General features: G+C 54.5%; 18 protein-coding genes and 5 pseudogenes. 17 read left to right on the top strand and 6 right to left on the bottom strand.

Features of this window, described 5'->3' with window-relative positions; all coding sequences use genetic code 11:
• The 4 genes and pseudogenes from ACBR42_RS15190 to ACBR42_RS15175 all read left to right on the top strand — a co-directional run.
• Nucleotides 1-226: pseudogene (locus ACBR42_RS15190) on the top strand (hypothetical protein); the annotation flags it as partial.
• Nucleotides 227-849: 623 nt separating this feature from the next.
• Nucleotides 850-1,329, top strand: coding sequence for a hypothetical protein (locus tag ACBR42_RS15185; protein WP_371208563.1), 480 nt, complete (start codon nucleotides 850-852; stop codon nucleotides 1,327-1,329).
• A gap of 103 nt (nucleotides 1,330-1,432) precedes the next feature.
• Nucleotides 1,433-2,154, top strand: a pseudogene (locus ACBR42_RS15180) (IS5 family transposase); the annotation flags it as partial.
• Nucleotides 2,155-2,493: 339 nt separating this feature from the next.
• Nucleotides 2,494-3,390, top strand: coding sequence for a fructose bisphosphate aldolase (locus ACBR42_RS15175; RefSeq protein WP_371208562.1), 897 nt, complete (start codon nucleotides 2,494-2,496; stop codon nucleotides 3,388-3,390).
• Nucleotides 3,391-4,045: 655 nt separating this feature from the next.
• Here ACBR42_RS15175 and ACBR42_RS15170 read toward each other — a convergent pair.
• Entirely contained in the window at nucleotides 4,046-4,963 is a 918-nt protein-coding gene (locus ACBR42_RS15170) for a LysR family transcriptional regulator (protein WP_371208561.1), read from the bottom strand.
• A 43-nt stretch (nucleotides 4,964-5,006) separates the two neighbouring features.
• On the opposite strand from ACBR42_RS15170, the gene ACBR42_RS15165 reads away from it, so the two are divergent.
• The 5 genes and pseudogenes from ACBR42_RS15165 to ACBR42_RS15145 all read left to right on the top strand — a co-directional run bounded on the left by ACBR42_RS15165 (nucleotide 5,007) and on the right by ACBR42_RS15145 (nucleotide 9,042).
• A complete protein-coding gene (locus ACBR42_RS15165; RefSeq protein ID WP_371208560.1) occupies nucleotides 5,007-6,020 on the top strand; it encodes a DMT family transporter in 1,014 nt (337 codons plus the stop codon).
• 154 nt (nucleotides 6,021-6,174) lie between these two features.
• Nucleotides 6,175-6,386, top strand: a pseudogene (locus ACBR42_RS15160) (IS5/IS1182 family transposase); the annotation flags it as partial.
• Nucleotides 6,387-6,913: 527 nt separating this feature from the next.
• Nucleotides 6,914-7,192, top strand: a complete 279-nt coding sequence (locus ACBR42_RS15155; protein WP_118963498.1) for a hypothetical protein — start codon at nucleotides 6,914-6,916, stop codon at nucleotides 7,190-7,192.
• 127 nt (nucleotides 7,193-7,319) lie between these two features.
• Nucleotides 7,320-7,823 carry a ferritin-like domain-containing protein gene (locus ACBR42_RS15150; RefSeq protein WP_371208559.1) on the top strand — a complete coding sequence of 168 codons (504 nt, stop codon included), beginning with the start codon at nucleotides 7,320-7,322 and terminating at the stop codon, nucleotides 7,821-7,823.
• Nucleotides 7,824-8,244: 421 nt separating this feature from the next.
• A pseudogene (locus ACBR42_RS15145) lies at nucleotides 8,245-9,042 on the top strand (IS5 family transposase).
• A 148-nt stretch (nucleotides 9,043-9,190) separates the two neighbouring features.
• On the opposite strand, the pseudogene ACBR42_RS15140 reads toward ACBR42_RS15145, so the two are convergent.
• A pseudogene (locus ACBR42_RS15140) lies at nucleotides 9,191-9,956 on the bottom strand (IS5 family transposase); the annotation flags it as partial.
• Nucleotides 9,957-10,105: 149 nt separating this feature from the next.
• Here ACBR42_RS15140 and ACBR42_RS15135 point away from each other — a divergent pair.
• Nucleotides 10,106-10,843, top strand: coding sequence for a DUF72 domain-containing protein (locus tag ACBR42_RS15135; protein WP_371208558.1), 738 nt, complete (start codon nucleotides 10,106-10,108; stop codon nucleotides 10,841-10,843).
• A 990-nt stretch (nucleotides 10,844-11,833) separates the two neighbouring features.
• Here the strand turns inward: ACBR42_RS15135 and ACBR42_RS15130 are convergent.
• On the bottom strand, nucleotides 11,834-13,030 hold the full coding sequence (locus ACBR42_RS15130) for an MFS transporter (protein WP_371208557.1): 1,197 nt from the start codon (nucleotides 13,028-13,030) through the stop codon (nucleotides 11,834-11,836).
• A gap of 895 nt (nucleotides 13,031-13,925) precedes the next feature.
• Here ACBR42_RS15130 and ACBR42_RS15125 point away from each other — a divergent pair.
• Entirely contained in the window at nucleotides 13,926-16,379 is a 2,454-nt protein-coding gene (locus ACBR42_RS15125; RefSeq protein ID WP_371208556.1) for a TonB-dependent receptor, read from the top strand.
• A 10-nt stretch (nucleotides 16,380-16,389) separates the two neighbouring features.
• Nucleotides 16,390-17,493, top strand: a complete 1,104-nt coding sequence (locus ACBR42_RS15120; RefSeq protein ID WP_371208555.1) for a glycerophosphodiester phosphodiesterase family protein — start codon at nucleotides 16,390-16,392, stop codon at nucleotides 17,491-17,493.
• Between the two features lie 135 nt (nucleotides 17,494-17,628).
• On the opposite strand, the gene ACBR42_RS15115 is transcribed toward ACBR42_RS15120, so the two are convergent.
• A complete protein-coding gene (locus tag ACBR42_RS15115; RefSeq protein WP_371208554.1) occupies nucleotides 17,629-17,775 on the bottom strand; it encodes a hypothetical protein in 147 nt (48 codons plus the stop codon).
• Here ACBR42_RS15115 and ACBR42_RS15110 point away from each other — a divergent pair.
• A complete protein-coding gene (locus ACBR42_RS15110; RefSeq protein WP_132303574.1) occupies nucleotides 17,767-18,399 on the top strand; it encodes a MarC family protein in 633 nt (210 codons plus the stop codon). The genes ACBR42_RS15115 and ACBR42_RS15110 overlap by 9 nt on opposite strands.
• Nucleotides 18,400-18,483: 84 nt before the next feature.
• Here the strand turns inward: ACBR42_RS15110 and ACBR42_RS15105 are convergent, their stop codons facing one another.
• Nucleotides 18,484-19,140 (bottom strand): TetR/AcrR family transcriptional regulator, encoded by a 657-nt coding sequence (locus tag ACBR42_RS15105; protein ID WP_371208553.1) that lies wholly within the window; start codon nucleotides 19,138-19,140, stop codon nucleotides 18,484-18,486.
• 403 nt (nucleotides 19,141-19,543) lie between these two features.
• Here ACBR42_RS15105 and ACBR42_RS15100 point away from each other — a divergent pair, with 403 nt between their 5' ends.
• The 4 genes from ACBR42_RS15100 (at nucleotide 19,544) to ACBR42_RS15085 (ending at nucleotide 25,609) form a co-directional block, all read left to right on the top strand.
• On the top strand, nucleotides 19,544-20,911 hold the full coding sequence (locus tag ACBR42_RS15100; protein ID WP_371208552.1) for a sorbosone dehydrogenase family protein: 1,368 nt from the start codon (nucleotides 19,544-19,546) through the stop codon (nucleotides 20,909-20,911).
• A gap of 285 nt (nucleotides 20,912-21,196) precedes the next feature.
• Nucleotides 21,197-23,611 carry a TonB-dependent siderophore receptor gene (locus ACBR42_RS15095; RefSeq protein WP_102324068.1) on the top strand — a complete coding sequence of 805 codons (2,415 nt, stop codon included), beginning with the start codon at nucleotides 21,197-21,199 and terminating at the stop codon, nucleotides 23,609-23,611.
• 43 nt (nucleotides 23,612-23,654) lie between these two features.
• A complete protein-coding gene (locus ACBR42_RS15090; protein WP_371208551.1) occupies nucleotides 23,655-24,344 on the top strand; it encodes a Fe2+-dependent dioxygenase in 690 nt (229 codons plus the stop codon).
• Between the two features lie 218 nt (nucleotides 24,345-24,562).
• Nucleotides 24,563-25,609, top strand: coding sequence for an aldo/keto reductase (locus tag ACBR42_RS15085; protein ID WP_371208550.1), 1,047 nt, complete (start codon nucleotides 24,563-24,565; stop codon nucleotides 25,607-25,609).
• A gap of 53 nt (nucleotides 25,610-25,662) precedes the next feature.
• On the opposite strand, the gene ACBR42_RS15080 is transcribed toward ACBR42_RS15085, so the two are convergent.
• A partial coding sequence (locus ACBR42_RS15080; protein ID WP_371208549.1) for a hypothetical protein occupies nucleotides 25,663-26,208 on the bottom strand: 546 nt, incomplete at its 5' end.

Below are 26,208 nucleotides of genomic sequence, written 5' to 3'. Positions count from 1 at the left end.
GATAACAGCGCCCAATCTGCTCAAAACGCAGACCGGATGCCAGCGCAAAAACCGTCAATCAAATCGCCAAAAGCCAGAAATCACGGGCCACGCACATCAATTGACGGTTCTTCGATCCCTCCACCTGCATCAATCAAAAGATATGAAACAAGCAGTAAATATCGTGTTGTTCAGGAAGAAAGTGTATGGCCGTTCAACCATCATCGGCAAACAGAATCCCGTTTGATAAATGGAAGGATAGCATTGATGCCGCCGGACGGTCGATGAATACAACCGGCATTTATCCAATACATCTGGCTATCGTCCGCTGGACGGGCGGTGGATCAAGGCAATTATCTGGGTAGAGACAGGCGCACACAGCCTCGCATGGAACCGTCAACCCATGCAGATCGGTAATCCGGGTGATCCGGGACTGAATTTGCTGCTGGCTGGAAAGGTAAGGTGGTGACCGTATTGTGCCACTTGCGTGGAAAGGACGCCTGACTGTTGGTTCCGCCCGATCCAATCCCGTAGACAACATTCGGGCCGGGGTGGGATATCTGCTCATGAGGATGGCAAACTGCGGGATGGATACGGTTGTCGATCTTAATGCCAGGATTAAGAAAGTTACAGTCACGGCATCGAATAACAGTCTTTGGAATATCGCAAGGAATACAGGAACAACAGTCAAAAACCTATAAAGCCTTAATCCCGGTATTACACCAGCCCAGCTTAAGCCAGGAATGGAGTTGAAATATCAGAAAGCATCTGATCAACGTGTGATTTTTGGATAGAAAAATATTTCGTCAGCCACCATATATCATCTATACAATGCCAAGAAAGTTGTCGACTATACAGGGAGGCTAAGTTATGTGCGGAGATTCATCGGTCCGTAATAATTTACCTATATGCGTAAAGATTATTCTTGGATTCTGTCTGGCTGCCTGTCTTCCAATAACAGCTACAGCAGATGATGCGTCTGCAACGCCAACGGAAAATGGGTTGTATGATGAGTGCAGTGAATTTTCCATGGCAGGGATACATGACTGCCTGCGGAAGAAACGCGATGAAAGTCAGAAAGTATTAGCACAGGCTGAAGCGCGTATGAACACAGTGATGTCCCGTTGGGATGTGGATGATCAGTTTATCGTTGCGGCAAAAAGTAATTTTATCAAGGATAAACAGGAATTTCTGAAGTATCGTGAGGTTCATTGTAATTTTATGAGATCGCTAGGTGGTGCTGTAATTGGTATCGGGTTGGATACAAGACTGTATACATGTGTCACTGAACTGAATTACAGACGGGCCAAACTTCTTGAGGATGTATTCCCTGATTTGCCATCCAAATAGATTGTTTATCGTATAGAAAAAGAAAATTTCCATCATTTTTCTGACTCTGATATCACTGGAGGGTGTTATGTACTTTCGTGCCTGATTGGTGCAATAATGAGGACTGACGCCTGCACGTAAACCGTATCCCACTGACGTATCAAACGAAGAATGGTCTCTGGTTGTTCTTTGTCTGGTCCTGATGCGCGGGAATGGGGAACAGCGGCGCCATGATCTGCGCGAACTGTTCAATGGATTGCGTTATGTGATCCGCTACGGAATTGCCTGACGCGCCGTGTCGAATGACCTTCCACCGTGGTCGGCAGTCTACCAGCAATCCCGTCGCTGGATGGAGGCAGGCTGCTTCGGAGCGCTGGTGTCCGATCTGCGTTCCGTGCTGCGTATCGCCTCTGGTCGCAGGGCTGAGCCAACGACAGCCATCCTCGACAGTCGGACGTTACGTTCGACGCCGGAAAGCGGTCCCCGCGCCGGATACGATGGGGCCAAACGCAAAAAGGGATCAAGGCTGCACATGGATGGCCGTGGACACACTGGGGCACCTGCTGGCCCTGCATGTCACACCAGCCAGTCGTCGGGATGACCACGCTGAGGTGGGACGCCTTGCCGCCGCCATTCAGGATACGACGGACGAGCGCGTTGAACTGGCCTATGTCGATCAGGCCATACGCCGGCGAGAAACCTGCCGGGGCAGCACGGGCCCATGATATCGCCCTTGAGGTTATCAAATTGCCCACGGCTAAACGCGGCTTTGTCCTGCTGCCGCGTCGATGGGTCGTAGAACGATCTTTCGTATGGGCCGCGCGATGCCGCAGACGCGTCAAGGAGTAAGAGCGTTAAGCTTCAAGGCCCGCAAGTCTCCATGCCATTGCGTTTTATGCTCAGAAACGCCGCTACAGTCGCTCAAGGTGCATAACACCCTCTAGCCAACTGCCTGCGTGTGAGACCCAAGAATATAATACGAACCGATTGGCATTGCTCTGCGATCAAGCCCTGCTGGCGTTGGGGCAGGCATGTCATTGGCTCGGAATTTTTATCGTTGTTTTAATTGATAGGTATCATAATATGTGATGATCAAATAGTTAAAAAATTATGAATGATTGTGTATCATGTTTAAAATCTGGTTCGATGGTATATAAATATTAAAAACGGTAGGGAGAACTAATCATGTCGATTGCGCAGATGCATAAACAGATGTCCGAAAGTGCCGGATTCATTGCAGCCCTTGATCAGAGTGGAGGATCCACGCCGGGTGCGCTCCGGCATTATGGCATACCGGACAGCGCCTACAGCAACGACGCAGAGATGTTCACCCTTATGCATGAGATGCGTGTCAGGGTGATCACCGCACCGGCATTTACAGGAAAAAAGGTGATTGCGGCCATTCTGTTCGAGCAGACGATGAATGGACTGGTAAAAGATACGCCTGTTCCCACATTCCTGTGGCAGGACAGAGGCGTTGTTCCCTTCCTGAAGGTAGACAAAGGACTGCAGCCTGAAACCGGTGGCGTCCAGTTGATGAAACCCATTCCGAATCTTGATGCCCTGCTGGATGAAGCGGTAAGCAAAGGTGTTTACGGCACGAAGGCACGCTCGGTCATTCGTCTGCCTGAACCGGAGGGGGTGACAGCGATTGTAAGGCAGCAGTTTGAACTTGCACACCGTATTGCTGATCGGGGGCTTGTGCCTATTCTGGAACCGGAAGTCCTGATCAAGAGTCCGGATAAGGCCGGGGCGGAAGCCCTGCTACATGATGGGCTGAAGCGTGAGCTTGAGGGACTTCCGGGCGATTATCAGATCATGCTTAAGGTTACGATTCCTGAAAAATCCGATCTTTATCTTGATCTGGTCCAGCACCCGCGGGTGCAACGTATCGTGGCACTTTCCGGCGGTTATCCGCGGGATGAAGCATGTCGTCGGTTATCGACGAACCACGGCATGATTGCCAGTTTCTCCCGCGCACTGGTGGAAGACCTGCGTTATAGCATGACTGATGTCGAGTTCGATGCGGCACTTGAGAAGTCTATCGATCAGATCTACAAGGCTTCTACCCAGAAAAGCTAGGGTTACTTCTCTTTACGGTATAATTTTAATGTGATTCCAGTCCTCTATAGAGGATTGGAATGAGCAGACTGCTTATACCCAGATGAAAATTCTGTAGCCATAAACGCCCTGTGCGCGGCGTTTATGGCAGGTGAAAGCATTAGTGAGATCGTTTATGCGATCCGCAATGGCTTATAGTGGAAAGATCCGCCAGAAGATCGGATCGTACAAAACCCGTTATAACAGGTTTATCTTCTGGCGGGGGGGGGGGCGTGATGTATTCGGGAAAGTCTTCACGACTCTAACGTTACATACCGACGTTCCGGATTACTTCATGATCGACAGGCCAAGTCTCAAGGTGCTCCATACGGCGGCCTGAATTCGAATTTTTGATGGATGCCTCATTATCTTATTTCGAATGGCAGGGCGGATGCGCGATTGACGTGGTGCCCGTCTCCGCGACGCTGCTGCTATGCACGAGATTTTCGCCTGCATTCTATCAATCAAAATCGAACAGACCATCTTAATAACCGCCATCTTGTGCGCAGTGCTACAGAGTCGGGAAACTTAAGGCCTATGCGGTATCGAAACGCATCATGACTGATGCGCGCCGTAAAGAATTCTGACTCCAAGGGCTATGTGGGGACGCCAATTAACTCTATGCGCAGATTATCGCTTAACAAGCTAACCTGTAACGAAAACAATTTTCGCGAATGGCTCGGGCCATCTCGATAGTCGCAGCCGAGGCGGTCTGCCCGGAAAAATGGAGTGTAATGGAAAAAGACGCCAGTTCGGGAAGTTCCGCATCAGTCAGGATAATAAGATCTGACGGAACGGTCGAGACAAGCCAGGCACTGACTGCCATGTCGGCCCGAACTGCTGTGAGCGTTGCTTCGTTGCTTCCGGTCTCAAAACTACTGCGCCAGGGTAGACCGCTTTTTTCCAGCGCCTCAAAAACGACAGATCGGAAAACGCATACGCGCTCCACCATGGAAACCGGCAAAGGGCGTTGTCGGCAGGCGCGGCCTCCTTTCGCCCCGACCCATACCAACCTGTCTACGGCAAGCGTTTCGCCTGTCTCACTTCCCCTGCGCTCTTCTATTACTGCAAGATCGAGTTCCCCGCTTCCGATTGCAGCTTTCAGATCGGACGAGGATGCGCAAACGAGGGAAAGCTCGACCTGCGGATGATTTTCCGCGAATGCCTTGAGGGCCGGGGCTACGCTCGTACCGATCAGATCGGCAGGGACGCCCAGACGCAACCGGCCACGGATGGTCGTGCCGACGATCTCGCGCCAGATCTCATCATTCAGTGCCAGCATGCTGCGCGCCCTACCGAGCAGGCGTTCACCTAACGACGTCAGTAACAACCCGCCGCGCGACCGCTCGAACAGGGCACTTCCCAACTGGTCCTCCAGTCGCCTGACATGCTGACTGACCGCGCCCTGTGTCAGGTTCAGCGCGTTTGCGGCGGCTGTCATGCTGCTACGATCCGCCACCATAACAAAAGTGCGGATCAGCACCAGATCGAGCATATGCATCATGAACTGTAATGCCTTCGTAAACAAATCATCGTTTTTCTGATGGATATTCAAATCGTAACGTTAGGTCCATTGGAAAAAGGAAGGATGGGTAGGCATGTCATTATCTGTATTGCAAAGCCCGGAAGAGCCACGCCGCCCGCTTAATACTCCTGCAGATCCCGTAAGACATGCACCCCCGCCCATATCCTCCTGGACGGGACGCCCGGCTGCAGAACTTGCACTGGCGATGATCCTCTCCGGCACGATCGGCGTGTTCGTGGTCCAGAGCGGGCTCGATCCGGTTGATGTCGTATTCTGGCGCTGTGTCTTTGGCAGCGTGTTCATGGGAGGATGGTGCCTGATCCGGGGTATGTTCCACGAACTGACCTGGCGTGGCAGCCTGTTGGGCGTCCTGTGTGGCGTATTCATCGTAATCAGCTGGATCGGCCTATTTACCGCCTATCGGCTGATCTCGATTGCCACCGCCACCGTCGTCTATCATATCCAGCCATTTTTTGTAGTCCTCAGTGGTGCTGTATTCCTGCACGAACGCATCACACGTAATCAGTGCGTCTGGATGCTGGCAGCGTTTGCCGGTGTCGCAATGGCAAGTGGTGTCTCTGCATCCCATATCTCGTTCGGTTCTTCGTGGATTCTCGGGATGCTGGTGACGCTTGGCTCCGCGATGCTCTATGCTCTGACCACCTTAATCACGAAACATATGCATGGACAGCGGCCGCAGATCACGGTCTTCTGGCAGACCTTGACTGGCATCGTGATGCTTGCGCCCTTCGCCGGTCATGCGCACCTGCCTCCGGATGCTGCATGGGGATGGCTGATCGGGATTGGCGTTATCCATACCGGCCTCTGTTTTGTACTGATGTATGCCGCGTATCCACGTCTGACGATGCCAACAATCGGTTCGTTGACGTTCATCTATCCGCTGGTGGCGATCCTGTGCGACCGACTGGTTTATGGACACAGGCTGACTCCGTTACAACTTTGCGGCGCAGTGCTGATTGCAGTCTCAACTCTGGGGGCACGACTGGGCTGGCGGATTCCTGTGCGGCGTCAGGGAGGAAAAAAGGCGCCTCATGTCGTAAGATGTTCCGTCTGGCGGGATCGGTGAAGGTAAGCGGAAGGTTTTGCCTCACAAAATTGAGTAAACTGTTCCCGTGGACGGATATGACAACACGCCCCTGTAAAACCAGTGGTGGCATGATACGTGGCAGGGGCGAACCGATCCGACCTGCTTCAATTCCATCATGCGCGATAAGGATGATTATGACACCGATAAGACGGGCTGTTGGTGCCACGTTGCCGTAGATATGGGTAGACACCTGTTGAGGGTCAATCCATCGGACAATGCAGATGCCCTGATGATCCTGAATGCCAGCAGCATTTGTTCGCCGATGGCATCTATGATCGGTATGACCGGCTTAAGCTTATGGACAAGGCGGCTTATCTCGCCTTTGTCCTTGATATTATCCGTCGCCATGGAGACCAATTTCATGCGCAGAAACGCTCAGCCGTATTTCAAAAACAGATTCTCAGCCCTCACCATCACGGAGATACCCTCCGTACCGGGCGTTGACCGAACGAAATATATGACGATTTTATCAATGAATATTTATCTGTTCTGGTAAATTTTCTTTCGGGAATGATGCTGCGGGCGGTCCGGTTGCTCCCACAGGGACAGCTTGAGGGAACAGGTTTGCATTTCGTCAATCGATCCTGACGGCCGGTTCAGTGATTTTCTTTCGGTCACTTCGGGAAAGGACCGAGATGTCCATTTGTATTATAATAAATTTTACGTAAATATCAAAACTGATCGTAAGTATTATTCGAAAAAAACTACCCTGACATAGAAATATAAAAAATTTCGACACGATTCCGTCACGTTTTTTATTTTATAAAATGTTATATTTTTCTCTGAACCTATGAAACCTCGCCCGTCCCCGATGGTTTGTCATGCGTCGGTCCAGTGAGAGGCCGCCTCATATCACCAAAAGGAATGGAACAATGGCAAATCAGGGCGGAAGCCATGAACAGCACGTCAAGGCTGGCGAGCAAAGCCACAAGAATGCTGGCACCTCGCAGGGCGAAAAGAATGAAGGAGGACACGGCTCTGGTACCCGTGGCGGCACGCATGAACAGCATGTCAAAGCTGGCGAGCAGAGCCACAAGAACACCGGCTCCTCGCAGGGTGGAAAAAGCGACGACGAACATGGCTCCAGTACCCGTGGTGGCACGCATGAGCAGCATGTCAAAGCAGGCCAGCAGAGCCATAAGAATACCTGACATCATACCGGATGCCAGTGGCATCGGTGCCACCGTTTTTATCCCTGAAAACTGAACAGGCCACCCAGTTTACTGCCTGTCACATGGTGGTCAGGCGGTAGGTGCGCTTTGAAAATGGAGAAAATCAATGGGCTTGTTTTCAAAACCGATAAAGACCCTTGATGATCTGTTTGTGCATACGTTGCAGGATATCTATTACGCCGAAAACCAGATCGTCAAAAACCTCCCGACCATGGCGGAAGAAGCCACGGACCCACAACTGAAGGCCGCGTTCCAGCATCACCTGACGGAAACGGAAGGGCACGTGCGCAGGCTGGAGCAGGTATTCCAGATGCATGATCAGCCCGTCAAAGGCGTGACCTGTCAGGCCATGGATGGCATTCTGGCCGAGGCGAAGGAAATTATCAGCGACTGCGATGATCCCGAGGTACGTGACGCAGCCATGCTCTCGGCCGCACAGGCCGTCGAGCATTATGAAATAACCCGCTACGGAAGCCTTATCGCTTATGCCCGACAGCTTGGCCGACCCGACTGTGCCAGCCTTCTGCAGCAGACGCTTGAGGAAGAAAAGGCAGCCGACCAGAAGCTGACGCGTATTGCCGGGGCAGGTGTGAACCAGCATGCTGCCTGAGGCTTCGGAATTCTTCCCGACCGGTGGGACGGCATCTCATCAGGGCAGGAAAGCCCCATGATCATGACCGGGTCATACGCGGAAGGAATAGAGGCACTGGGGCCCGACCCCAGTCGCCTCATGTGATATGCGCCCGGAAAACCAATCCCTTTAAAGTAAAGTCAATCAAGCAGGATACGGAAGACGAAACGCTGTTGATGTATAGAAAAGTAGTTCATTAACATCCTGAATAAACAGGAATCCAGATTACACTGATTTGACCAGAGCGTAATTTGTTCAACGATCAGGCTGCGAGATCAAGCCTGTTATGTTTGTAAAAAAAGTCACGTTTGGGTTAGGTCTCTGTTAGAGCCTGATCCGAAATTTTTTGAACAATACCAGCATGTTGTGATTCATCCGTCTTTGCGAAGAGATGGAGTGAATGGTGGCATGGACTGGTATTGCCCGACACGAACATAGCCGGGAGGGACTACGATATCCATCGGATATGACGGATGCCGAGTGGGCTTTGATTATGCCGTTCGTGCCCCCGGCGAAACGGGGCGGACGGCCTCGCACGGCGGATATGCGCGAGGCTGTAAACGCGATACTCTATATCGCCTCGGGTGGGTGTGCGTAGCGTCTGCTGCCGAAATGCTTTCCACCGGTCTCGACCGTCAGGCGCTACTTTTACGCATGGCGTGATGCCGGACTGTTCGAAGCGATGAACACGGTACTGGTCATGAACCTGCGGGAGATCGAAGGGCGTGAGGCCTCCCCGAGCGCGGGCGTGATTGATAGCCAGTCGGTGAAAACCACGGAAAGTGGGGGAATTTCCGGTTATGACGCTGGAAAGAAGGTCAAAGGTCGCAAGCGCCATATTCTGACGGATACCTGCGGCTTCCTGATCTTCCTCCCTGTTCATGCCGCTGACATTCAGGATCGTGAAGGGGCTGTCGATGTCCTGGCGGCAATACGCAAACACTTTCCATGGCTTCGCCACATCTTCGCCGATGGCGGCTATGCCGGTAATAAACTGCGATCCGCGCTCGCCAGCATGGGAAAATGGACGGTCGAAATCATCAGGCGATCAGACACAGCCAGGGGCTTTGAAATCCTGCCTCGCCGCTGGGTGGTCGAACGAACATTCGCCTGGCTCGGTCGCTGCAGGCGGCTCGCCAAAGACTGGGAAAAGTCCATAGCCTCGTCAACAGCGTGGACTTTGATCGCCTTATCGTAAAGGGAAAACACGCCAAGATCGCCATTACCGCAATCATGCGAAAGCTCATCGTCCTCGCAAACGCCCTGCTTCACAAAGATCGGCTTTGGATGCCAAAAGCCGCTTGACCACAACGGATACTCTTAGAGTCCTTTTTGGAAATTCGCTGATGAGCGTTTCGGCGTAACAGGAGGTTTCTCGTGGCGATGTGGATCATGGCCTTTGCCACGTCGATACGCTGCTCATAATCCTCCACCGGTTGGCGCTGACGGATTATCCAGCTGAATATCCGGTCAACGACCCATGGACGCGGCAGGATTTCAAACCCCTTTGCTGTGTCGGACTGGCGGATGATCTCGACCGTGAAGTCGAGAAAGGCGGCCCTGCCCATCAATTGCAGGCGATCATAGGCCCCGTCTGCGAACAGATGTTTCATCCAAGGCCAGCGTTTGCAGATGGCATCCAGGATCATCTGGCCTCCCGCGCTATCCGAAATATCGGCCGGTGTCAGCCTGACCAGAAGCAGGCGGCCATCCGTATCGACGGCAGTACGCTAATTAAAACTAACGATCTTCTTGTCAGCGTCATAGCCACGTTCCTTTGCATGGAGTGCTTTGACGCCATGCACCCAGATGGACTGGCCTCGCGTCCCGCGGCTTCAGGCAGGCATCATGGATGGTCTGGAACAGGAAACGACGCATCAGTCTGCGAAACCACCAATAGACGGTCTGCCACGGACCCAAATGGGCCGGCAACATTTCCCTGTCGCACCCTGAGCGGACAAGATAGCGCAGCGCACTAATGATCTCGCGAAAATCGGTCGCCAACTTCCAGCCTTGCCGGTTCGCGGGGGGCAGCAGGGGGAGCTATGTACTCCCATTCCTCATCGGTCAGATCAGAGGGATAGTGTTTTTCCTGCGCGTCATGCTGGCCATACGGCCCCGTTGTGCTGGCGTTTACATCCTGCGTTTGAATCACGCTCAAACCTTCTTGAAAACCTATCACGTCAATTTTCAAAAAAGATTCTTGGGCCGAGGTTGCAAAGTGTACGTTCATCGGTAGCTCGTTACGAAAGAAGTTGCCCATGTCTATCCGCATTGGCGTCGCTGGTTGGTCGATTCCTTCTTCGATGGCGGAACAGTTCCCATCTGCCGGAACGCACCTGCAACGCTACGGTAAGCGGTTTTCCTGTGTCGAAATCAATAGCAGCTTCTACCGGCCGCATCGACGCATGACATATGAGCGCTGGGCAGCAAGCGTGCCACCTTCTTTTCACTTCGCCCTTAAGCTCCCCAGAGCAATTACGCATGATCGTCGCCTCGTCGATTGTCAGATTCTCATTGAAAAATTCGCCAAGGAAACGAGCGGCCTGGGCGACAGACGAGGCCCTATCCTGGTGCAGCTTCCTCCGAGTTTTTCCTATCGCGGCGACATCGTGGAACATTTTCTTCAAGAGTTGAAAAGCCTGATTGCTGGGCCGATTGTTCTGGAGCCCAGACATGCGAGTTGGTTCGTCCCGGAGGTCGACCATATGCTGGAGAGGCAGCAGGTCTCACGGGTCGCTGTGGATCCAGCCAAACCAATATCTGTGGCAGCACACCCCGGAGGATGGCGGGGTCTTGCGTATTTCCGCCTTCATGGCTCGCCACGCATTTATGAATCTACCTATGGTAAAGAGACCATTGCAGCGCAGACAAAAACGGTTGCATCTCTTGCAGCACAGGGCGTCGAAGTCTGGACAATCTATGATAATACAACCTTCGGGGCCGCTACACAGAATGCACTCGATCTGGCTGAATCCTTGAACCAAAGCAAAAGCTGAACAGTTCAACGCTCATCCATCATTTTCATCAATCAGGCCATACACCCAAACAAAAAACGAGCCTGCTGATATCGTGGGGTTTCACAAACTGGAAGTGGGGGCGGGGACAGGATTTGTTCCCAAATTTCTACAATGGCAGAATGTGTTTTGGGCGGAGCAAAATAGATGGTTCCTGCAGTGCTGGCATTGCCCGGCGGGCTAGTCGCAGCAGGCCTGTCGTACTGTTAACAGCCTGAGCCGTGGAGGTAGGCCGCTGGCTCTTTTCTTCCGTCCTGCCATCATGAGGCATCGGTACCAGAGAAAGACATAAGGCCATCCATGGATAACAGGGCATGCCCGTGCAGACACCCTCCAAGTAATAGAGAACCGGTTGCTCTTTGAGTTACTGATACGCCTGTTCGCAGCGGCCAGTAGCGTAGCCTGAGGGACGTGTCGACAGGTCGATTGGAAAGGTAGTATTTCGGCTCTCTGGTTCCGCGATGTCCGTTGACCCTGCGCTATACCGCAGTTTTCAGTATCTTATGGGTAGGAACAGATTGCTGCTCCGGTAATGGATGGGATGTGGGATGGTTTGCGTTTTCTGATTGGAAATACGATTTCCACATTAACTGGATAGACTTCCTGATTACGCGGAATCCCGTGTCCAGCGCGGGTTCTGCGCATTCTTGTGGTCACTGGAGACTGGAGGCGATCAGACCTGCAATGTAATCCGTAATTATCGCTCACTGCACTTTATGATCCAGGCCATACTTCTCTATCCGATCGTCAGTCATTGTTCATCGTCAGTTCCCGCTACAGCAGGTCATCCATGGATCACTGGTCGCATTTGTTGGGAATCCTTATCCCAAATGCCCTGCTCAAGTAGTGCGGAAAGCTCCGGCGGGTGTTCTGGAGCGCCTCATGATTGATATTACGCATCATGAGGCTGATAGCATGGTGGTATTATTTTTTTACAGATACGCCTGTAAAGGCAGCAGATAATGGCGGGGGTCAGTCCTCATGCTCGGCGGAAGACAGGCTGTATGGAAAGGCCTCCGGGTTGAAAAGGGCAAGCAGGATGCCGCCGAAGGCGACTGCGATGGCCAGAGGGGTTAAGACCCCAAAGCCTGCATGGGTCAGTATCTGTCCGCCTGCGGCGGAACCCAGCAGGATGCCGGCATTGCTGGCGGAATTGATGGCAGCCCCCGCCACGTCGGGGCGTGTCGCGCGGGCACGGATTGCGCCGGACATGACACAGGGAATAATGGCCGAATAGCCAGTACACCATAGTCCGACCGTACCCACGGCCATCCAGCCGGACAGGATGTGCCCATACATCAGTCCCATGCCAACCAGCATGCAAAGACCACCGCCCAGCAGGCCCGCGGCCGGATGCCGGTCAATAATCTGTCCTGCCCCCCAAAGCCCAAGAATACTGACGGCACCCGTAAGCAACAGCGCAACGCTAAGCGCGCCTGTGGTCAGTCCATGGGCGAGCAGCAGGGGCGTGACATAGGTATAAAGCAGGTTATGCGCCACAAAGAATACGGCGTTGACAGCCACCACCACCAGAAAGATCCGCATGACCCGGCGGGAAGCTAGGCTGGGAATTCCGTCCCTGACCTGCACGGGGGACGAGACGGGGGGAAGGAAAAACGCGATGCACAATGTAAGCAGGACAGCAAGGCCCGTCATGATGAACATGGCAACCCGCCATCCTGCCAGATGCCCGACCGCCGCAGCCCCCGGCACGCCCAGGATCGCACCAAGAGAGGTGCCTCCAAAGACGAATGAAATGGCCCGTCCGGTCATGCGCTGTGGTACCAGTCGCGCCGCATAGGCCGAAACAATCGACATCAGCAGGGCATGCGCCAGTCCCCCGATCAGACGCCCTGTGCATAACAGGGCAAAGGTAGGGGCCATGGCGACGACAAGGTTGGACAGAACATAGCCTGACAGCGAGACGAGTACCAGCCTTTTGCGATCAATATGCGCGGTCATGATCGTAAGCGGTACGGCCCCCAATGTAACCATGAGGGCAAAGGCGCTGACGGCCAGTCCCGCCTGTCCTGCCGGGATACCGAAGGTCCGGGCCATATCGATCAGTATGCCAACGGGCGCTACCTCACTGGTCAGGGCTGTGAAGGTACACGCAAACAACGCCCAGAGACCAATAACGGCTCCAGCCGGCAGGTTTTTAAAAAGCATGACGACCCGTTTCGAATACTGTCATTCGGACTGATACCGATTCTTCGAAACCCTTCTGGCACTCTCTGTGTAAAAACGGAATAGGTGGTTTTGGAATAGGAGGAAATCAGTATTATTACATAATTTTTCAGCACCATGACAGCAAACAGGTTTTATCGGGATGTGTGGGGCTGTTTGCCAGATGGAATGGGGAAAGAGATGACAGTCCCGCCGTTTTCGCAAGGCGGGCGGAGGGGGAAGGTGGGGCGTTGTAACGGTTTAAAAGCCTGTGTTGCCTTCGCTGTTCTTCATTGGATCTCCGGAAGTTCTCGATGAACGGAGGCATAGCTGCAAGTGGATAGGCGCTGTCGATTCTTCATTGCTTCCGCTCACGGCCGCGACAGGGTTCGGAAGGAGACACCCCGTCGCCATTCCGGTTTCGCTCCCAGATAGGCGATCAACATTCTGTTCTGATGATGACAGGAATAGAACGTCGCAACACGTTTATAGGTGTGTTGGGGCCAGAAATTGCTCAGATACAATTATTGGGTTGAAAAGTTGGAAGATATCATTCGTGTGGCCAAGGGGTCGTATATCCATGGTAGCATTATATATTAAGAAACAAACCTGTCGGCGATCGCCAGGATCGATTGATGTGTATAAATTTATAAAATCCTGCAATCATTGATTGATGCGAAATCTGCATAATGAAATCAGTTATTTATGATAATATTATCGCATCTAATCGTCTCGGAATGACAAATGGATAGGCATATAGAAGCATAAAGGAAAATAAACCTATCTTATGCGCATTTGTCATAAAAAATTCATGATGATGAAACGTATTGTTTCGGATGTGTTGCCTGCTTGCACTGTCATTTAAACTTCACGTGAACCGCAAAAGGTCGATTAGTAGATGGTTTCCTGCATTCGATATTGCAGGAGAATACTTGTGCCAACGAAGTTACGGCGTAATGGGCGTGTTGCTCTTGGCTTGTTCTGTTCCGCAATGGCCCTGTCCACGGCCCATGCCCAGACGGTACAGCCTTATGCAAAGGACAGAAAACCTGACCCGTCTGCCCGCAAGACGGCGGGGCCTGTGCATGGTCATAAGGAAGAAGCCTCTTCTTCTGCCAATGTCGAGCAGATCATGGCCACGGCCCGTCGCACGCGATCGGAACAGAGTATCAACCACACCCAGCTTCAGCGTATCCTGCCCGGTATAAACCCGGTCAAGGCCCTTGAGATCCTGCCCGGTGTGGTATTTGAAGATGCTGATCCGTGGGGAAATAACGAACAGAATTCATCACTGTATATCCATGGTTTCAACCAGAACCAGCTTGGCTTTACTCTGGATGGTGTCCCGCTGGGGGATCAGTCCTATGGTAACTTTAACGGCCTTTCCCCCCAGCGCGCGGCCATAAGCGAGAATATTGGCTCCGCTTCGGTTGCAACGGGCTCGGGTGCGCTGGGCACGGCATCGACCAGCAATCTTGGCGGGTCGCTGCAGTTTACCACCCAGGACCCGCTGCATAAGGCAGGCGGTCAACTGTCCCAGACATTTGGTAGCTGGTCCACGTTCCGCACGTTTGCGCGTGTCGATACCGGTGATTTTGGTAACGGGAATTCCGCCTATGTATCATGGGCGCGACAGGATGCGCGGGCATGGGATTTTGCGGGTCATCAGGGCGGCAATCAGGTCAATGCCAAGTTCGTTCATCAGGGATCAAAGGACAAGATCACTGCTTTCTTTGACTGGTCGGACAAGGTTGAACCCAACGAGGACGGTATTGTCGAACCACAGGGCGGCAACATGTATGTGCGCCCGTTCCTGTATCCCAGCCTGAACGAAGCGGTAAAATATTACAATTCAGCGCAATACCAGAATGCAGGGCTGAATTACCGCAATTACTATTCCGATGCGCAGCGCGAGGATTTTCTTGCCTATGTAAAGTGGTCACACGATTTCAGTTCCCACCTGCACTGGGATAACCAGATCTATTATCATCATGATATGGGCGAAGGTGTGGTTGCGGGTCCGATTTCCGCTGCCGGACTGCCAACCCTGTTTGGCGCTTACTTTCCTACGGATTCCTCCAGCCAGCTTTCGGATGTGTTCGGTGGTTCGGGCATGGCGACACGTACTACGGAATACTGGGATAACCGGGGCGGCATCATGTCGACCCTGCATTATGATGTAGGGCACCATCATATTGAACTGGGTGGATGGTACGAGCGTAACAACAATACACAGGCGCGGCGTTGGTACGCTTTTGACATCAATAACCCCACCACACCTTATGACCGGCAGTCGAACCCGCTGATCCATCAATATACCAACTATTTCTATACAAATACATGGACGACCCATCTGCAGGATAACTGGCAGATTACGAAGAATTTCTCCCTTAGCGCGGGGTTCAAGTCCGAACTGGTCTATACCAACGGCACGCTGCCTGTTGCGGCACTGCCCGGTTCGCTTTCCCCGTCCAATGCGCGGACAATTCCCGGCGGCACGATTGCGGCGGTCAAACCATTCCTGCCTGCGTTCGGGGCCTTGTGGAACTTTACGCCGCATGAGCAGTGGTTCGCCAATATTCAGGAAAACATGCGTTCGTTCCAGGATACGGGTTATGGCAGTGCCAGCCCCTGGGGCATGACCAGTCAGGCCGCGTTTGAAGATTTCAAGAAAAACGGCAAGCCGGAAACTGCCTGGACCTATGAGACGGGTCTGCGTACCAGCAGGCGTGTTCACTTTGGCCCGCTTACCAATTTCAGCGGTCAGCTTGAATATTATCACGTCCATTTCTCCAACCGCCTGCTCGCTGTTTCTTCTTCTCCCTCCCTTGGCTATATTTCAGGCAGCGCCACCATCCTGACCAATGTGGGTTCGGTTTCAACGGACGGTATGGATCTTTCGTTCACGGCGCAGTTCGGTCCGCATTTTTCATTCTATAATGCGCTTTCCTATAACAAATCCGTCTATAACGATAATTACATGAGCGGGACGACAGTGGTGCATACGGCAGGCAAGAATGTTGTCGGCCTGCCGGACTGGACCGAAAAATTCGTAGCATCCACCAACTGGGGTGATTTCTATGCACAGTTCACTGGTGATGTGATCGGCAGGCGTTACGCGACATTTACCAATGACCTGTCTGTCAAATCCTATGCCCTGTTCAGCGTCAATGCGGGATACACCATCCGGGGCATTCCCCATGTGCAGGGGCTTAAGATACAGGGTAATATCACCAACCTGACAGGGGAGCGGGGCTGGTCTACCCTTAGCGCCACCAACGCGACCGCTCAGTACACGGCTTACCCGATCGCACCGCGCATGTTCTTCCTGACTGTCGGCGCGAGCTTCTAGGAACAGATGGATGCTGACACGTAGACAGGCCATGACAGGTACCCTGACGGGTCTGGGCATGTTGATGACGCGACAGGTTCTTGCGGCGCCCTCCCTGGCGCCGCAGCCTCTCCTTATAGCGCACAGGGGGGCTTCGGCCCTACGGCCTGAACATACGCTGGCTTCTTATGCCAAGGCCATAAGTGACGGGGCCGACTATATCGAGCCTGATCTGGTGCCAACAAAGGATGGCGTGCTGGTAGCACGCCATGAAAGTAACATCGCAGGCACGACCGATGTCGCACTGCGCCCCGAATTCGCATCCCGCCGCCGCACGCTTACAATCGACGGCACGACGGAGACGGGGTGGTTTACGACAGATTTCACGCTGGCGGAACTCAGGACCCTGCGCGCCAGGGAGCGTCTGCCCGGCGTGCGGGCGCATAATACCCGTTATGATGGGCATTTCGATGTTCCCACATTTGAGGAAGTCATAGATTTCGTAGCTGCCGAATCAGCAGCGCGGGGACGTGTGATCGGACTGATACCTGAAATCAAGAACTCGACACATTTTCATAAACTGGGCCATACGCCAGAAGAAACATTCCTCCATGTTCTGGCCGCGCACGAATATACACGGTACTGCCCGCTGGAGGTCCAGTCGTTCGAGACAGCAAACCTGCGCCAGCTTCACGGCCGGGTACAGGCCATCAACCCGCAGGCACGGCTTATGTTCCTGATGGGCGAACGCAACCAGCATATTCCTGATACACTGAGATCAGCAAACCCTGTTACCTTTGGCGATCTCATGACGGTTGAGGGGCTGCGCAGCGTACGGCAATACGCCGACGTGATCGGTCCATCCAATACAGATATCATACCGCGCGATGCTTCGGGTGCATGGCTTGAGCCGACCAGCCTTATTGATGATGCCCATGGCGTCGGGCTGCTGGTGCATTCCTATACTTTCCGGCCCGAAAACTGCTTCCTCCCTGCGCAGTTACGTAATGGGGAAGGGGACAATGCGCGTAATCCCCAAGGGTCCATTGCCGAAATACGACGGTCCCTCGACCTCGGGCTGGATGGTTTCTTTACCGATGATCCTGCAATCGGTCGTATGGCATTGGGCAGCTAGAGACCGGTAGCCGCCGGGATTTTTCCAGGGAAGGCGCCGGACCGGTCAGGAAGCATGGCGCATTGCCATCCGATGCCCATGCTTCTGGCCATGATGGGCCGCCCCGCTGTAGCGGAAACCCTGCTGCCGACAAATTCATTTTGTGGGGTCGTAACGGTCCCTATAAAGACAGGCTGATGAAGCGGGGACAGCCCCATCCGTCAGGTAACGCTCCATCGCCCGGTCAATGCGGTCTTCCGTGCCGCCGTAGAGTTTCACGAGAGAAGTCAGCAGTTGGACCATACAGAAATCGTCAAGGCGCTCGGCACTTTTCTGGCGATTATGAATCCCTTCCTCAGCCTGCCGGTATTCCTGGCGATGACATCAGGATTCACGGTTGCCCAGCAGCGCGTTCTGGCGGCGAAGGTTACGTTATTTTCAGCCATCATGTGTCTGGTAATACTGTTTGCCGGGCAGAAAATTATCGGTTTCTTTGGCATTACCATTGACCAGTTCCGGATTGCTGGCGGCATTGTTCTGGCCCAGATTTCCTGGTCGATGCTCAACGGCAGCAATATCGCCTCCCATCAGGGCAGCCATCAGGAGCAGGCGCAGATCCAGAACCTGTCCGGACTGGCTTTCTATCCCCTGACTTTTCCCATGCTGATTGGTCCCGGCACGATCGCGACCATCATCATCTATACGGGCCATGGCGGGTCACTGAGCGCTACGCTGGAAGTGGGCGGCATCATTGCCGGAATTCTTCTGATATTATTTGGCGTGCTGTTCTTTTCATCGGAAATTGGCCGGGTCATGAGCGAGACGATGCGGACCATCACCACCCGTCTTATGGGCATGATTCTTCTGGCCATTTCCGTGGGTATGGTTGTAGCGGGTCTTAAGGCGGTGTTTCCGGGGCTGTCATAGCAGGCCCCACGTATCGAAATGCATGCAAAGAAATGGCGCATGTGATTGCAGTCTGCCTGTTTATACGTCGGACGGGCAGGGGGCTTATGTCCGGTCCTTGCGTATTCCGGACAGGAAGACTTCCCACGCGCGTTCGAAAAACCCGTTGCGTATCCGCGGGTCGCGCATCTTGTTCTGGCCTAGCATGGTATTCTGTAATGGCCAGCCCAGCACCAGACTCATCAGAACCCTGGTCGTTTCCTCATGATCGGTGGATTCAATGTAGCCTCGGTCAGCCGCAGTTTTCAGAAGCCGGCCGAGCGTCGCTACAAAAGGGTCCACGATCGTTTCCCGCATTTCCTCCGCTACGGAGGGGATGCGATGTCCGTCCGCAATGATGATCCTGTAGGCTTCAAGGGTTTCGGGCCTGAGCATGAAATCAAGGAAGAACAGCGCTATTTCCCGTGTGGCCGCCAGTGGATCGGTGGACGAAGCCTCGACCGCGCTGGCTTCTTCCAGCAGGAGCTTTCCACGCGCGGCGACCACGGCCCTGAACAGGGCTTCCTTTGAGGGATAGCGGCGATAGAGACTGGCCTTGCTGCACCCCGCCACGCGGGCGATCCGTTCCAGCGAGGTGGCGGCATAACCCTGTTCAACAAAAAGCGCGGTCGCCACATCAAGGACATGCCGGTCAAGCTGCGCCGAACCTTCCGGGGTTGGGCGCCCACCTGTGCGGGGTGGTCTTGATGGGGTGTCAGCCATGCTTCATCCTTGAACTTATGGCCTGTCGGCCACGATATGGCATGAAACATAACATGATATGTCCGTTTCACGCCAACACGCCCCGACGTATCCGACAGACGGGACACGCATGTCAGCAGCGTTTCTTCGTGTCCAGATCGCCGGAGGTTTTTCACAGGCGGAGACCGTAACCTGCATTCAGGAGATCGGGGACGTTGCAGGGTGGGCGGGGACGATCCGGAATTACCCTTCCTTGCGGGGGGAATCCCGGACTGAATGCCAGGCCGCCTGTTTTTGGAAAAAATCTGGTCCAGATGCGCGGGAATTGCTGACCCGGAAAGATAATTGATGACTTTACATGATCCAGTCGGCACGGCCTACGTTCGGGATTGTATCATGCAGGGTTCAGGATGGGAGAAGCACGATGAACGCAACGCAACGGGGTTATCTGGCAGGGGCGGCAGCCGTCGCCCTGATGTTGGGGGTGGGAGCGTGGAAAGTGACCATGCGCCCTGAACAGGCGACGCTGCAGGTGGCGCAGGGAACCGGGCCGCATCCTGTATTGCCCGCACCGAACAGGACGCTCATGCCAACGGTGAACGTAGCGACACCCAGCGTCTGGCATGATGGGGAACACCCGATTACCGCGCCCGGACTGTCTGTCAGTGCGTATGCCACGCATCTCGATCATCCCCGCTGGCTCTATACGCTTCCGAATGGGGATGTTCTGGTTGCCGAGAGCAATTCCCCCGGAACGGATAAGCCGACGCTCAAGAACCGGATCGCCCGTTTCATTATGGGGCAGGTGGGGGCAGGCGGAGAAAGCCCGAACCGCATTATCCTGCTGCGGGATACAAAAGGAAATGGCGTGGCGGATGTGCAGACTGTCCTGCTCGACCATCTCTATTCTCCCTTTGGCATGGCATTGGTGGGTGATGATCTTTATGTGGCGGATGCGAATGCGATCCTTCGCTTTCCATATCATGAGGGCGACACGCATATTACCGGACCGGGCGTAAAGGTCACGGATCTGCCCGCGGGTTATAACCACCACTGGACCAAGAATATTCTGGCCAGCCCTGACAACAGGACCCTGTATGTCACCATCGGTTCCAACAGTAACATTGCCGATAATGGCATGGCGGTGGAGGAAGGGCGGGCCCGGATCGACCGGCTGGATATCGCGACGGGAGAACTGACACCTTTTGCTACGGGCATGCGCAACCCGAATGGTCTGGCATGGGAACCCCATACGGGTGCGCTGTGGGCGGTTGTCAATGAGCGTGACGAGATCGGCAGTGATCTGGTGCCTGATTACATAACCGCCGTGCAGGAAGGGGCGTTCTATGGTTGGCCCTACAGTTATTATGGACAGCATGTCGATACGCGGGCGCAGCCACAGCAGCCCGACATGGTGGCGCGGGCGATTGCGCCGGATTACGCGGTCGGGCCGCATACCGCATCCCTCGGCATCGCATTTTCCGACAATGCAGCCCTTCTGCCCGATGACTGGCGGCACGGATTATTCGTCGCCCAGCACGGTTCATGGAACCGACGGCCCAAAAGTGGCTATAAGGTCGTTTATGTACCGTTTGTCGATGGCCATCCGGTGGGAACGCCCAAAGATGTGCTGACGGGATTTCTGACGCCTGACGAAGCGCATGTGCATGGCCGCCCGGTTGGCATGGCGCTGGATCATGACGGTGCCCTGCTGGTGGCGGATGATGTAGGCGGTGTTATCTGGCGCGTTACCGGAAACGGGCAGGGCGCGACGGCAGCGGGACATGAATAAACAGGGAGCGCCAGATGTGGCGCTCAACCTGATTTGCCGATCCGGGCGTGGCGGTAGCATTGACCGGGGCATCGGATGGGGAATGTTGCCCATTCCGGTCGGGCCGTGTCGCCTGTGGCACAAGAGGGCCTTCTCCTGATCCTTCTCCGGGAGGCACGATGTCAGTTAAGAATGCGAAACTGTTGCATTTCTGAGACACCCTGCAATGATCTGCAATAGAGGATATTGAGAATAATTATCAAAGTGTTTATGGCAACAGTCTGCAATTAAGAGGCTGTCGCAATAATGAGAAACAAGACCATACGCCAGAAACTCAGGCCTTTTTCCCTGCTTACCGCCAGCATGGCTCTTGCCTGCGCGGCATCGGGTGCGCAGGCGGCGTCGGACCCGGCATCTCCCGCCGCGCAGGATTCCAGTTCGACCACGACGGGTTCGTCCACCAGGACTGACACCAGTGTTCAGGATGCCTACACACATGATTCGGACCATAGCCATGATCTGACCCACGTCACGGCATCCCCGATGAATGTGCTGCATGAATCCATCGGTCTGAGCCGCATGCCGCAGGACGCCATGCACACGCCGCAGAACGTGAACGTTGTGCCGCAGATACTCATGCAGCAGCAGAATGTTAAATCCCTTGATGAGGCCCTGAAAAACGTGCCGGGCATCACCGCTTCGGTGGGCGAGGGCGAAGGCGGCATGGCCGGGGACCAGTTCCTGATCCGTGGTTTCGCGGCACAGAACGATATTTATGAAAACGGCCTGCGTGACTTTGGCGTCTACACGCGCGACAGCTTCTATTATGACCACGTTTCGGTCATCAAGGGACCGTCATCGGAAGTGTTTGGCAATGGCACGACCGGGGGCGCAATCAACATCGTGACCAAGACCCCCCATCTGGGCAACAGCTATCAGGCCAGTTTTTCAGGCGGCAGCGGGTCCTATTATCGCGGCACGCTAGATGTGAACTATCAGCTTAACAGCACGACCGCCTTCCGCCTGACCGGTATGGGGAATGAGAACAACGTGGTCGGGCGTGATTACATCTATTCCCACCGTTGGGGCATTGCACCGTCGCTTGCGTTCGGTCTGGGCAAGAAAGTGTCCTTCGTTCTGGAATATTTCCACCAGAACGATAACCGCATCCCTGATTACGGCGTGCCGGTCGTCTATTCATCCGCCAACGCCATTGGGCGCCCCGTTACCGAATACGGTGTCAAGCGCACCAACTGGTATGGCACCACCTATGATCAGGATGATTCCAGCACGGACATGATCACCGGTCGCCTGACGGCCAAGGTCAATCCGATCCTGACGTTATATAACGACATGCGTGGCGGTATCTTCCATCGCTACTTCTCCGCATCGCAGGAAGCATGTTCGAACTTCAGCAGCGGTGCCACCCTGACGAACAATACCATCAATGGCGTTGCACCGTCGTCCACCTGCCAGTCCGATTTCTTTTCCTCCAACCCTGCCGCGGCACAGGTGGCGCGTAATGGTGGGGTGGGTGGTCCGGAACCCTACCGGCAGAGCGACTGGTCCATACAGGATGTGTTTTCCGGTGTCGCACACCTGAAAACCGGGCGTATCCGTCATGAAATCATCGGCGGTTTCGATATTGAATACGTGACCGACCATCGCCAGAACTACGCTTATGGCTCTAACCGTCCCGGCACCAGCCTACTTGATCCCTCGCCTTACGTTCCGGGGCTGACGCTGGGGAACTGTAGCCAGTATCCGAACCGGCTGGTCAATATCGGCAATGGCGTAGGGCGCAAGTGCTACAAGGACAGTGATGCGCTGGATGTCGGCTTCTTCCTGTCGGATCAGGTCTGGCTGACGGATTACCTGTCGGTCAAGGCCGGTTTCCGCTGGGATAACTGGAACAGCCATTACAGCGCCACCGGTGGCAGCACGGCTACGCCCGATGTGCATTACGGCCAGAACGAGACGACCATCAACCCGTCCGTCAGCATCATGTACACCCCGCGCAGCAACCTCATGGTGTATTTCAACTGGTCGGAATCCACCACGCCGCTCAGCCTGTATGTCACTAACAGCTCGGAACCCCTGAACGCCAAGAGTGCGAGTGCTGCCCCAGAACGCAGCAGACTGTATGAAGTCGGCACGAAATACAGCGCCTTCCACGATCGCATCGGCTTTACCGCTGCCCTGTTCCGGCTGGAAAAGAACAATTCGGTCCAGACCGACCCCAGCACGGGCGATATCAGCGCGACCAGCGATCAGGAACGCAATCAGGGGCTTGAACTCAGCGCATCTGGCACGCTTCTGCCCAACTGGATGTTCTACGGCACCTATGCACTGTACGATCCCACCATTACCAAGGCCGGTTCCACGACTTCCAAGCAGGGCGGGCAGATCCAGTACGTGCCGCATAATCAGGCAACGGCGTGGACCAGCTATGAGATCGCGCCCCGCAAGCCATGGAACATGACTATCGGCGGCGGTATTACATGGCGGCAGGGCGTATGGCTGGATCAGGCCAATACCGCGCGCGTGCCCGCCACGGTGGAATTCGATGCGATGGTCTCGCACCATTTCGCCGATCACTGGAAGGTGGCGATGAATGCCTATAACCTTGATAACCGGCTGAATTACGGCAGCCTGTTTTCAAACCGGGTTACCCCTTCCATCGGGCGGTCATTTCTGTTCAACATCTCCGCACAGTACTGACCCGCATGTCGCGACAGCGACATGCTAACCGAGGCAATCTTTCATGCTGCTGCATATCCCCGCCCTGCTTACCGCCGACGAACTGTCCCATTGCCGCGCCATGCTGAAAAATGCGCAATGGACCGATGGCCGCGAGACGGCGGGGATACAGTCAGCCAAAAGCAAGAACAACCTGCAACTGCCGCGGGATAGTGAAGCCTGCCGGGAACTGGGTGAAGTGGTCCTGCGGGCATTGGGGCGCAATGCCCTGTTCAACAGCGCGGTGCTGCCCTACCGGGTCAGCCCGCCGCTGTTCAACCGCTACGACAGCGGCATGAGCTTTGGCGCGCATGTGGATAATGCCATCCGGGGCATTCTGGCCGCCGGCATCCATACGCGTATCCGCACGGATGTGTCATCCACCCTGTTTCTGACTGATCCGGATGAATATGATGGTGGTGAGCTAACCATCCATACAAACGGCAATGAACAGGCCATCAAACTGCCAGCGGGCGATATGGTGCTGTACCCCACCACCGCCCTGCATAGCGTGACGCCGGTGACACGCGGCAGCCGGGTTGCCGCTTTTTTCTGGTCCCAGTCCATGATTGCGGAAGAAAGCCGCAGGCAGATCATGTTCGATCTGGACATGCAGGTCACATTGCTGCGGGAGCGGCTGGGTGATTCCGACCCAGCCGTCCTGTCGCTGACCAACATCTATCACAACATGATGCGGCAATGGTGCATCCTGTAAGACAGGCTGGAAATACAGGCATTCGGCCCATGTTCCGGATTGTTTTTTCGTGCGCCAAATCCATGAAAACACGGCATGCGCAGGGTGATCGGTAAAGACTGGCGCGCGCCCGTGCCGGTTGCGTCATCGTTTATGCCCTGCAAGACTGTGTTTCATGGATCGCTCAGGCATGCCTGCGGGTACATGTCGTGTCCGCCATTCAAGCAACAGGTTTTTACATGAAGTCACGTGAACTCGGTCGTACAGGCATTCTGGTAAGTGAAATCTGCCTTGGTACAATGACATTTGGCCAGCAGAATACGGAAGTGGAGGGACATGCCCAGCTTGATATGGCCCTTGCGCACGGTATCAATTTTATCGACACCGCCGAACTGTATTCCATTCCCCCGCGTGCCGAGACCCAGGGCGCTACGGAAGCGATTATCGGTAGCTGGCTAAAAGCGCGTGGCGGGCGGGACAGGCTGATCATTGCCAGCAAGGCGGTGGGGCGCGGTAATTCCCCATGGTTCCGGCCCAATGGTGAAGAAACCCGCCTGTCTCCCGGCCAGATTCGTTATGCGCTGGAAGGATCGCTGCGGCGGCTGGGTACGGATTACATAGACCTGTACCAGTTGCACTGGCCAGATCGCAAGATTGGACTGTTCGGGGAGGGGGGGAACACCTTTACGACCATTCCGGATGCAGATGAAATTCCCATTGCGGAAACGCTGGGCGTGCTGGGGGATCTGGTAAATGAAGGCAAGATTCGCCATGTCGGCCTGTCCAACGAAACGGCATGGGGGGTCTCGCAATATCTGGCCGAGGCAAAAAACGGTGCGCCACGGGTGGTTTCGATCCAGAACGCCTACAACCTGATCAATCGCACGTTTGAAATCGGTCTGGCCGAAATGGCACTGCGTGAAAGCGTGGGGCTTCTGGCCTATTCGCCGCTGGCCCAAGGATACCTGACCGGGAAATATCTTAATGGCGCACGGCCTGCGGGTGCGCGTACCACCCTGTTCAACCGTGGCCAGCGCTACCAGAAACCGGGTGTGGATGAAGCCATTACCGCCTACCTGCAACTGGCGCGGGAGGAGGGCATGGACCCTGTCCAGATGGCCGTCGCCTTCGTAACATCACGCCCCTTTGTTACATCCAACATCATCGGGGCGACCAGCACGGAACAGCTTGAAACCATTCTGGGTTCGGTGAATGTAACCATTACGCCGGAACTGGAGGACAGGATCAACGCCATCCATCAGGTGCATTCCAACCCGGCCCCCTGATCATGTCCTGACTGCCCTGTTCATATGCATGAACGGGGCAGGGAGAGAGGTTCTTATTTGTTGGAAAAGGGCTGTCCATCCCAGGTCACGACCTTTCCCGGCCCACAGACTGCCCCCTGCGTTCCCCCAAAGCCATAAAGGGTCGCCGGGATCTTGATGTTGTTGTAAGGCAGGGTGGTCTGGACGAAGCAGGGCTGTTTGGGGTGCCTGGGGTCCCATCCATCGACCGTAATGCTTGAACCCGCACTCATGTAAAGCGATCCGGCAGGCACGCCAACCAGGGCACCCAGCACGATTTCCGGTTTGCCCGTATCGGCATTTTCAATATGACCGGTGAAGGATGTGCCACCGCGCAGGATCATCTGCTGACCATTGAAATCAAAACTCGTACCTTCAAAATCAAATTCCCAGCATGATTCCTCATCTATCCCGGCAAAGGCATTGTTATAAATGGTTCCACCGGAAAAGGTGGAACGTGGAGGGATCGAAGAACCGTCAATTGATGTGCGTGGCCCGTGATTTCTGGCTTTTGGCGATTTGATTGACGGTTTTTGCGCTGGCATCCGGTCTGCGTTTTGAGCAGATTGGGCGCTGTTATC

Source organism: Komagataeibacter sp. SM21 (genome assembly GCF_041402665.1).
Lineage (GTDB): Bacteria > Pseudomonadota > Alphaproteobacteria > Acetobacterales > Acetobacteraceae > Komagataeibacter > Komagataeibacter saccharivorans.
This window is presented reverse-complemented; position numbering and strand designations above follow the sequence as displayed.

Bases quoted from the DNA above. Each gene is read 5' to 3' on its own strand.
- ACBR42_RS15185 (WP_371208563.1), top strand. From the start codon at position 850: ATGTGCGGAGATTCATCGGTCCGTAATAATTTACCTATATGCGTAAAG.
- ACBR42_RS15175 (WP_371208562.1), top strand. From the start codon at position 2,494: ATGTCGATTGCGCAGATGCATAAACAGATGTCCGAAAGTGCCGGATTC.
- ACBR42_RS15165 (WP_371208560.1), top strand. From the start codon at position 5,007: ATGTCATTATCTGTATTGCAAAGCCCGGAAGAGCCACGCCGCCCGCTT.
- ACBR42_RS15155 (WP_118963498.1), top strand. From the start codon at position 6,914: ATGGCAAATCAGGGCGGAAGCCATGAACAGCACGTCAAGGCTGGCGAG.
- ACBR42_RS15150 (WP_371208559.1), top strand. From the start codon at position 7,320: ATGGGCTTGTTTTCAAAACCGATAAAGACCCTTGATGATCTGTTTGTG.
- ACBR42_RS15135 (WP_371208558.1), top strand. From the start codon at position 10,106: ATGTCTATCCGCATTGGCGTCGCTGGTTGGTCGATTCCTTCTTCGATG.
- ACBR42_RS15130 (WP_371208557.1), bottom strand. From the start codon at position 13,030: ATGCTTTTTAAAAACCTGCCGGCTGGAGCCGTTATTGGTCTCTGGGCG.
- ACBR42_RS15125 (WP_371208556.1), top strand. From the start codon at position 13,926: ATGGTTTCCTGCATTCGATATTGCAGGAGAATACTTGTGCCAACGAAG.
- ACBR42_RS15120 (WP_371208555.1), top strand. From the start codon at position 16,390: ATGCTGACACGTAGACAGGCCATGACAGGTACCCTGACGGGTCTGGGC.
- ACBR42_RS15115 (WP_371208554.1), bottom strand. From the start codon at position 17,775: ATGGTCCAACTGCTGACTTCTCTCGTGAAACTCTACGGCGGCACGGAA.
- ACBR42_RS15105 (WP_371208553.1), bottom strand. From the start codon at position 19,140: ATGGCTGACACCCCATCAAGACCACCCCGCACAGGTGGGCGCCCAACC.
- ACBR42_RS15100 (WP_371208552.1), top strand. From the start codon at position 19,544: ATGAACGCAACGCAACGGGGTTATCTGGCAGGGGCGGCAGCCGTCGCC.
- ACBR42_RS15095 (WP_102324068.1), top strand. From the start codon at position 21,197: ATGAGAAACAAGACCATACGCCAGAAACTCAGGCCTTTTTCCCTGCTT.
- ACBR42_RS15090 (WP_371208551.1), top strand. From the start codon at position 23,655: ATGCTGCTGCATATCCCCGCCCTGCTTACCGCCGACGAACTGTCCCAT.
- ACBR42_RS15085 (WP_371208550.1), top strand. From the start codon at position 24,563: ATGAAGTCACGTGAACTCGGTCGTACAGGCATTCTGGTAAGTGAAATC.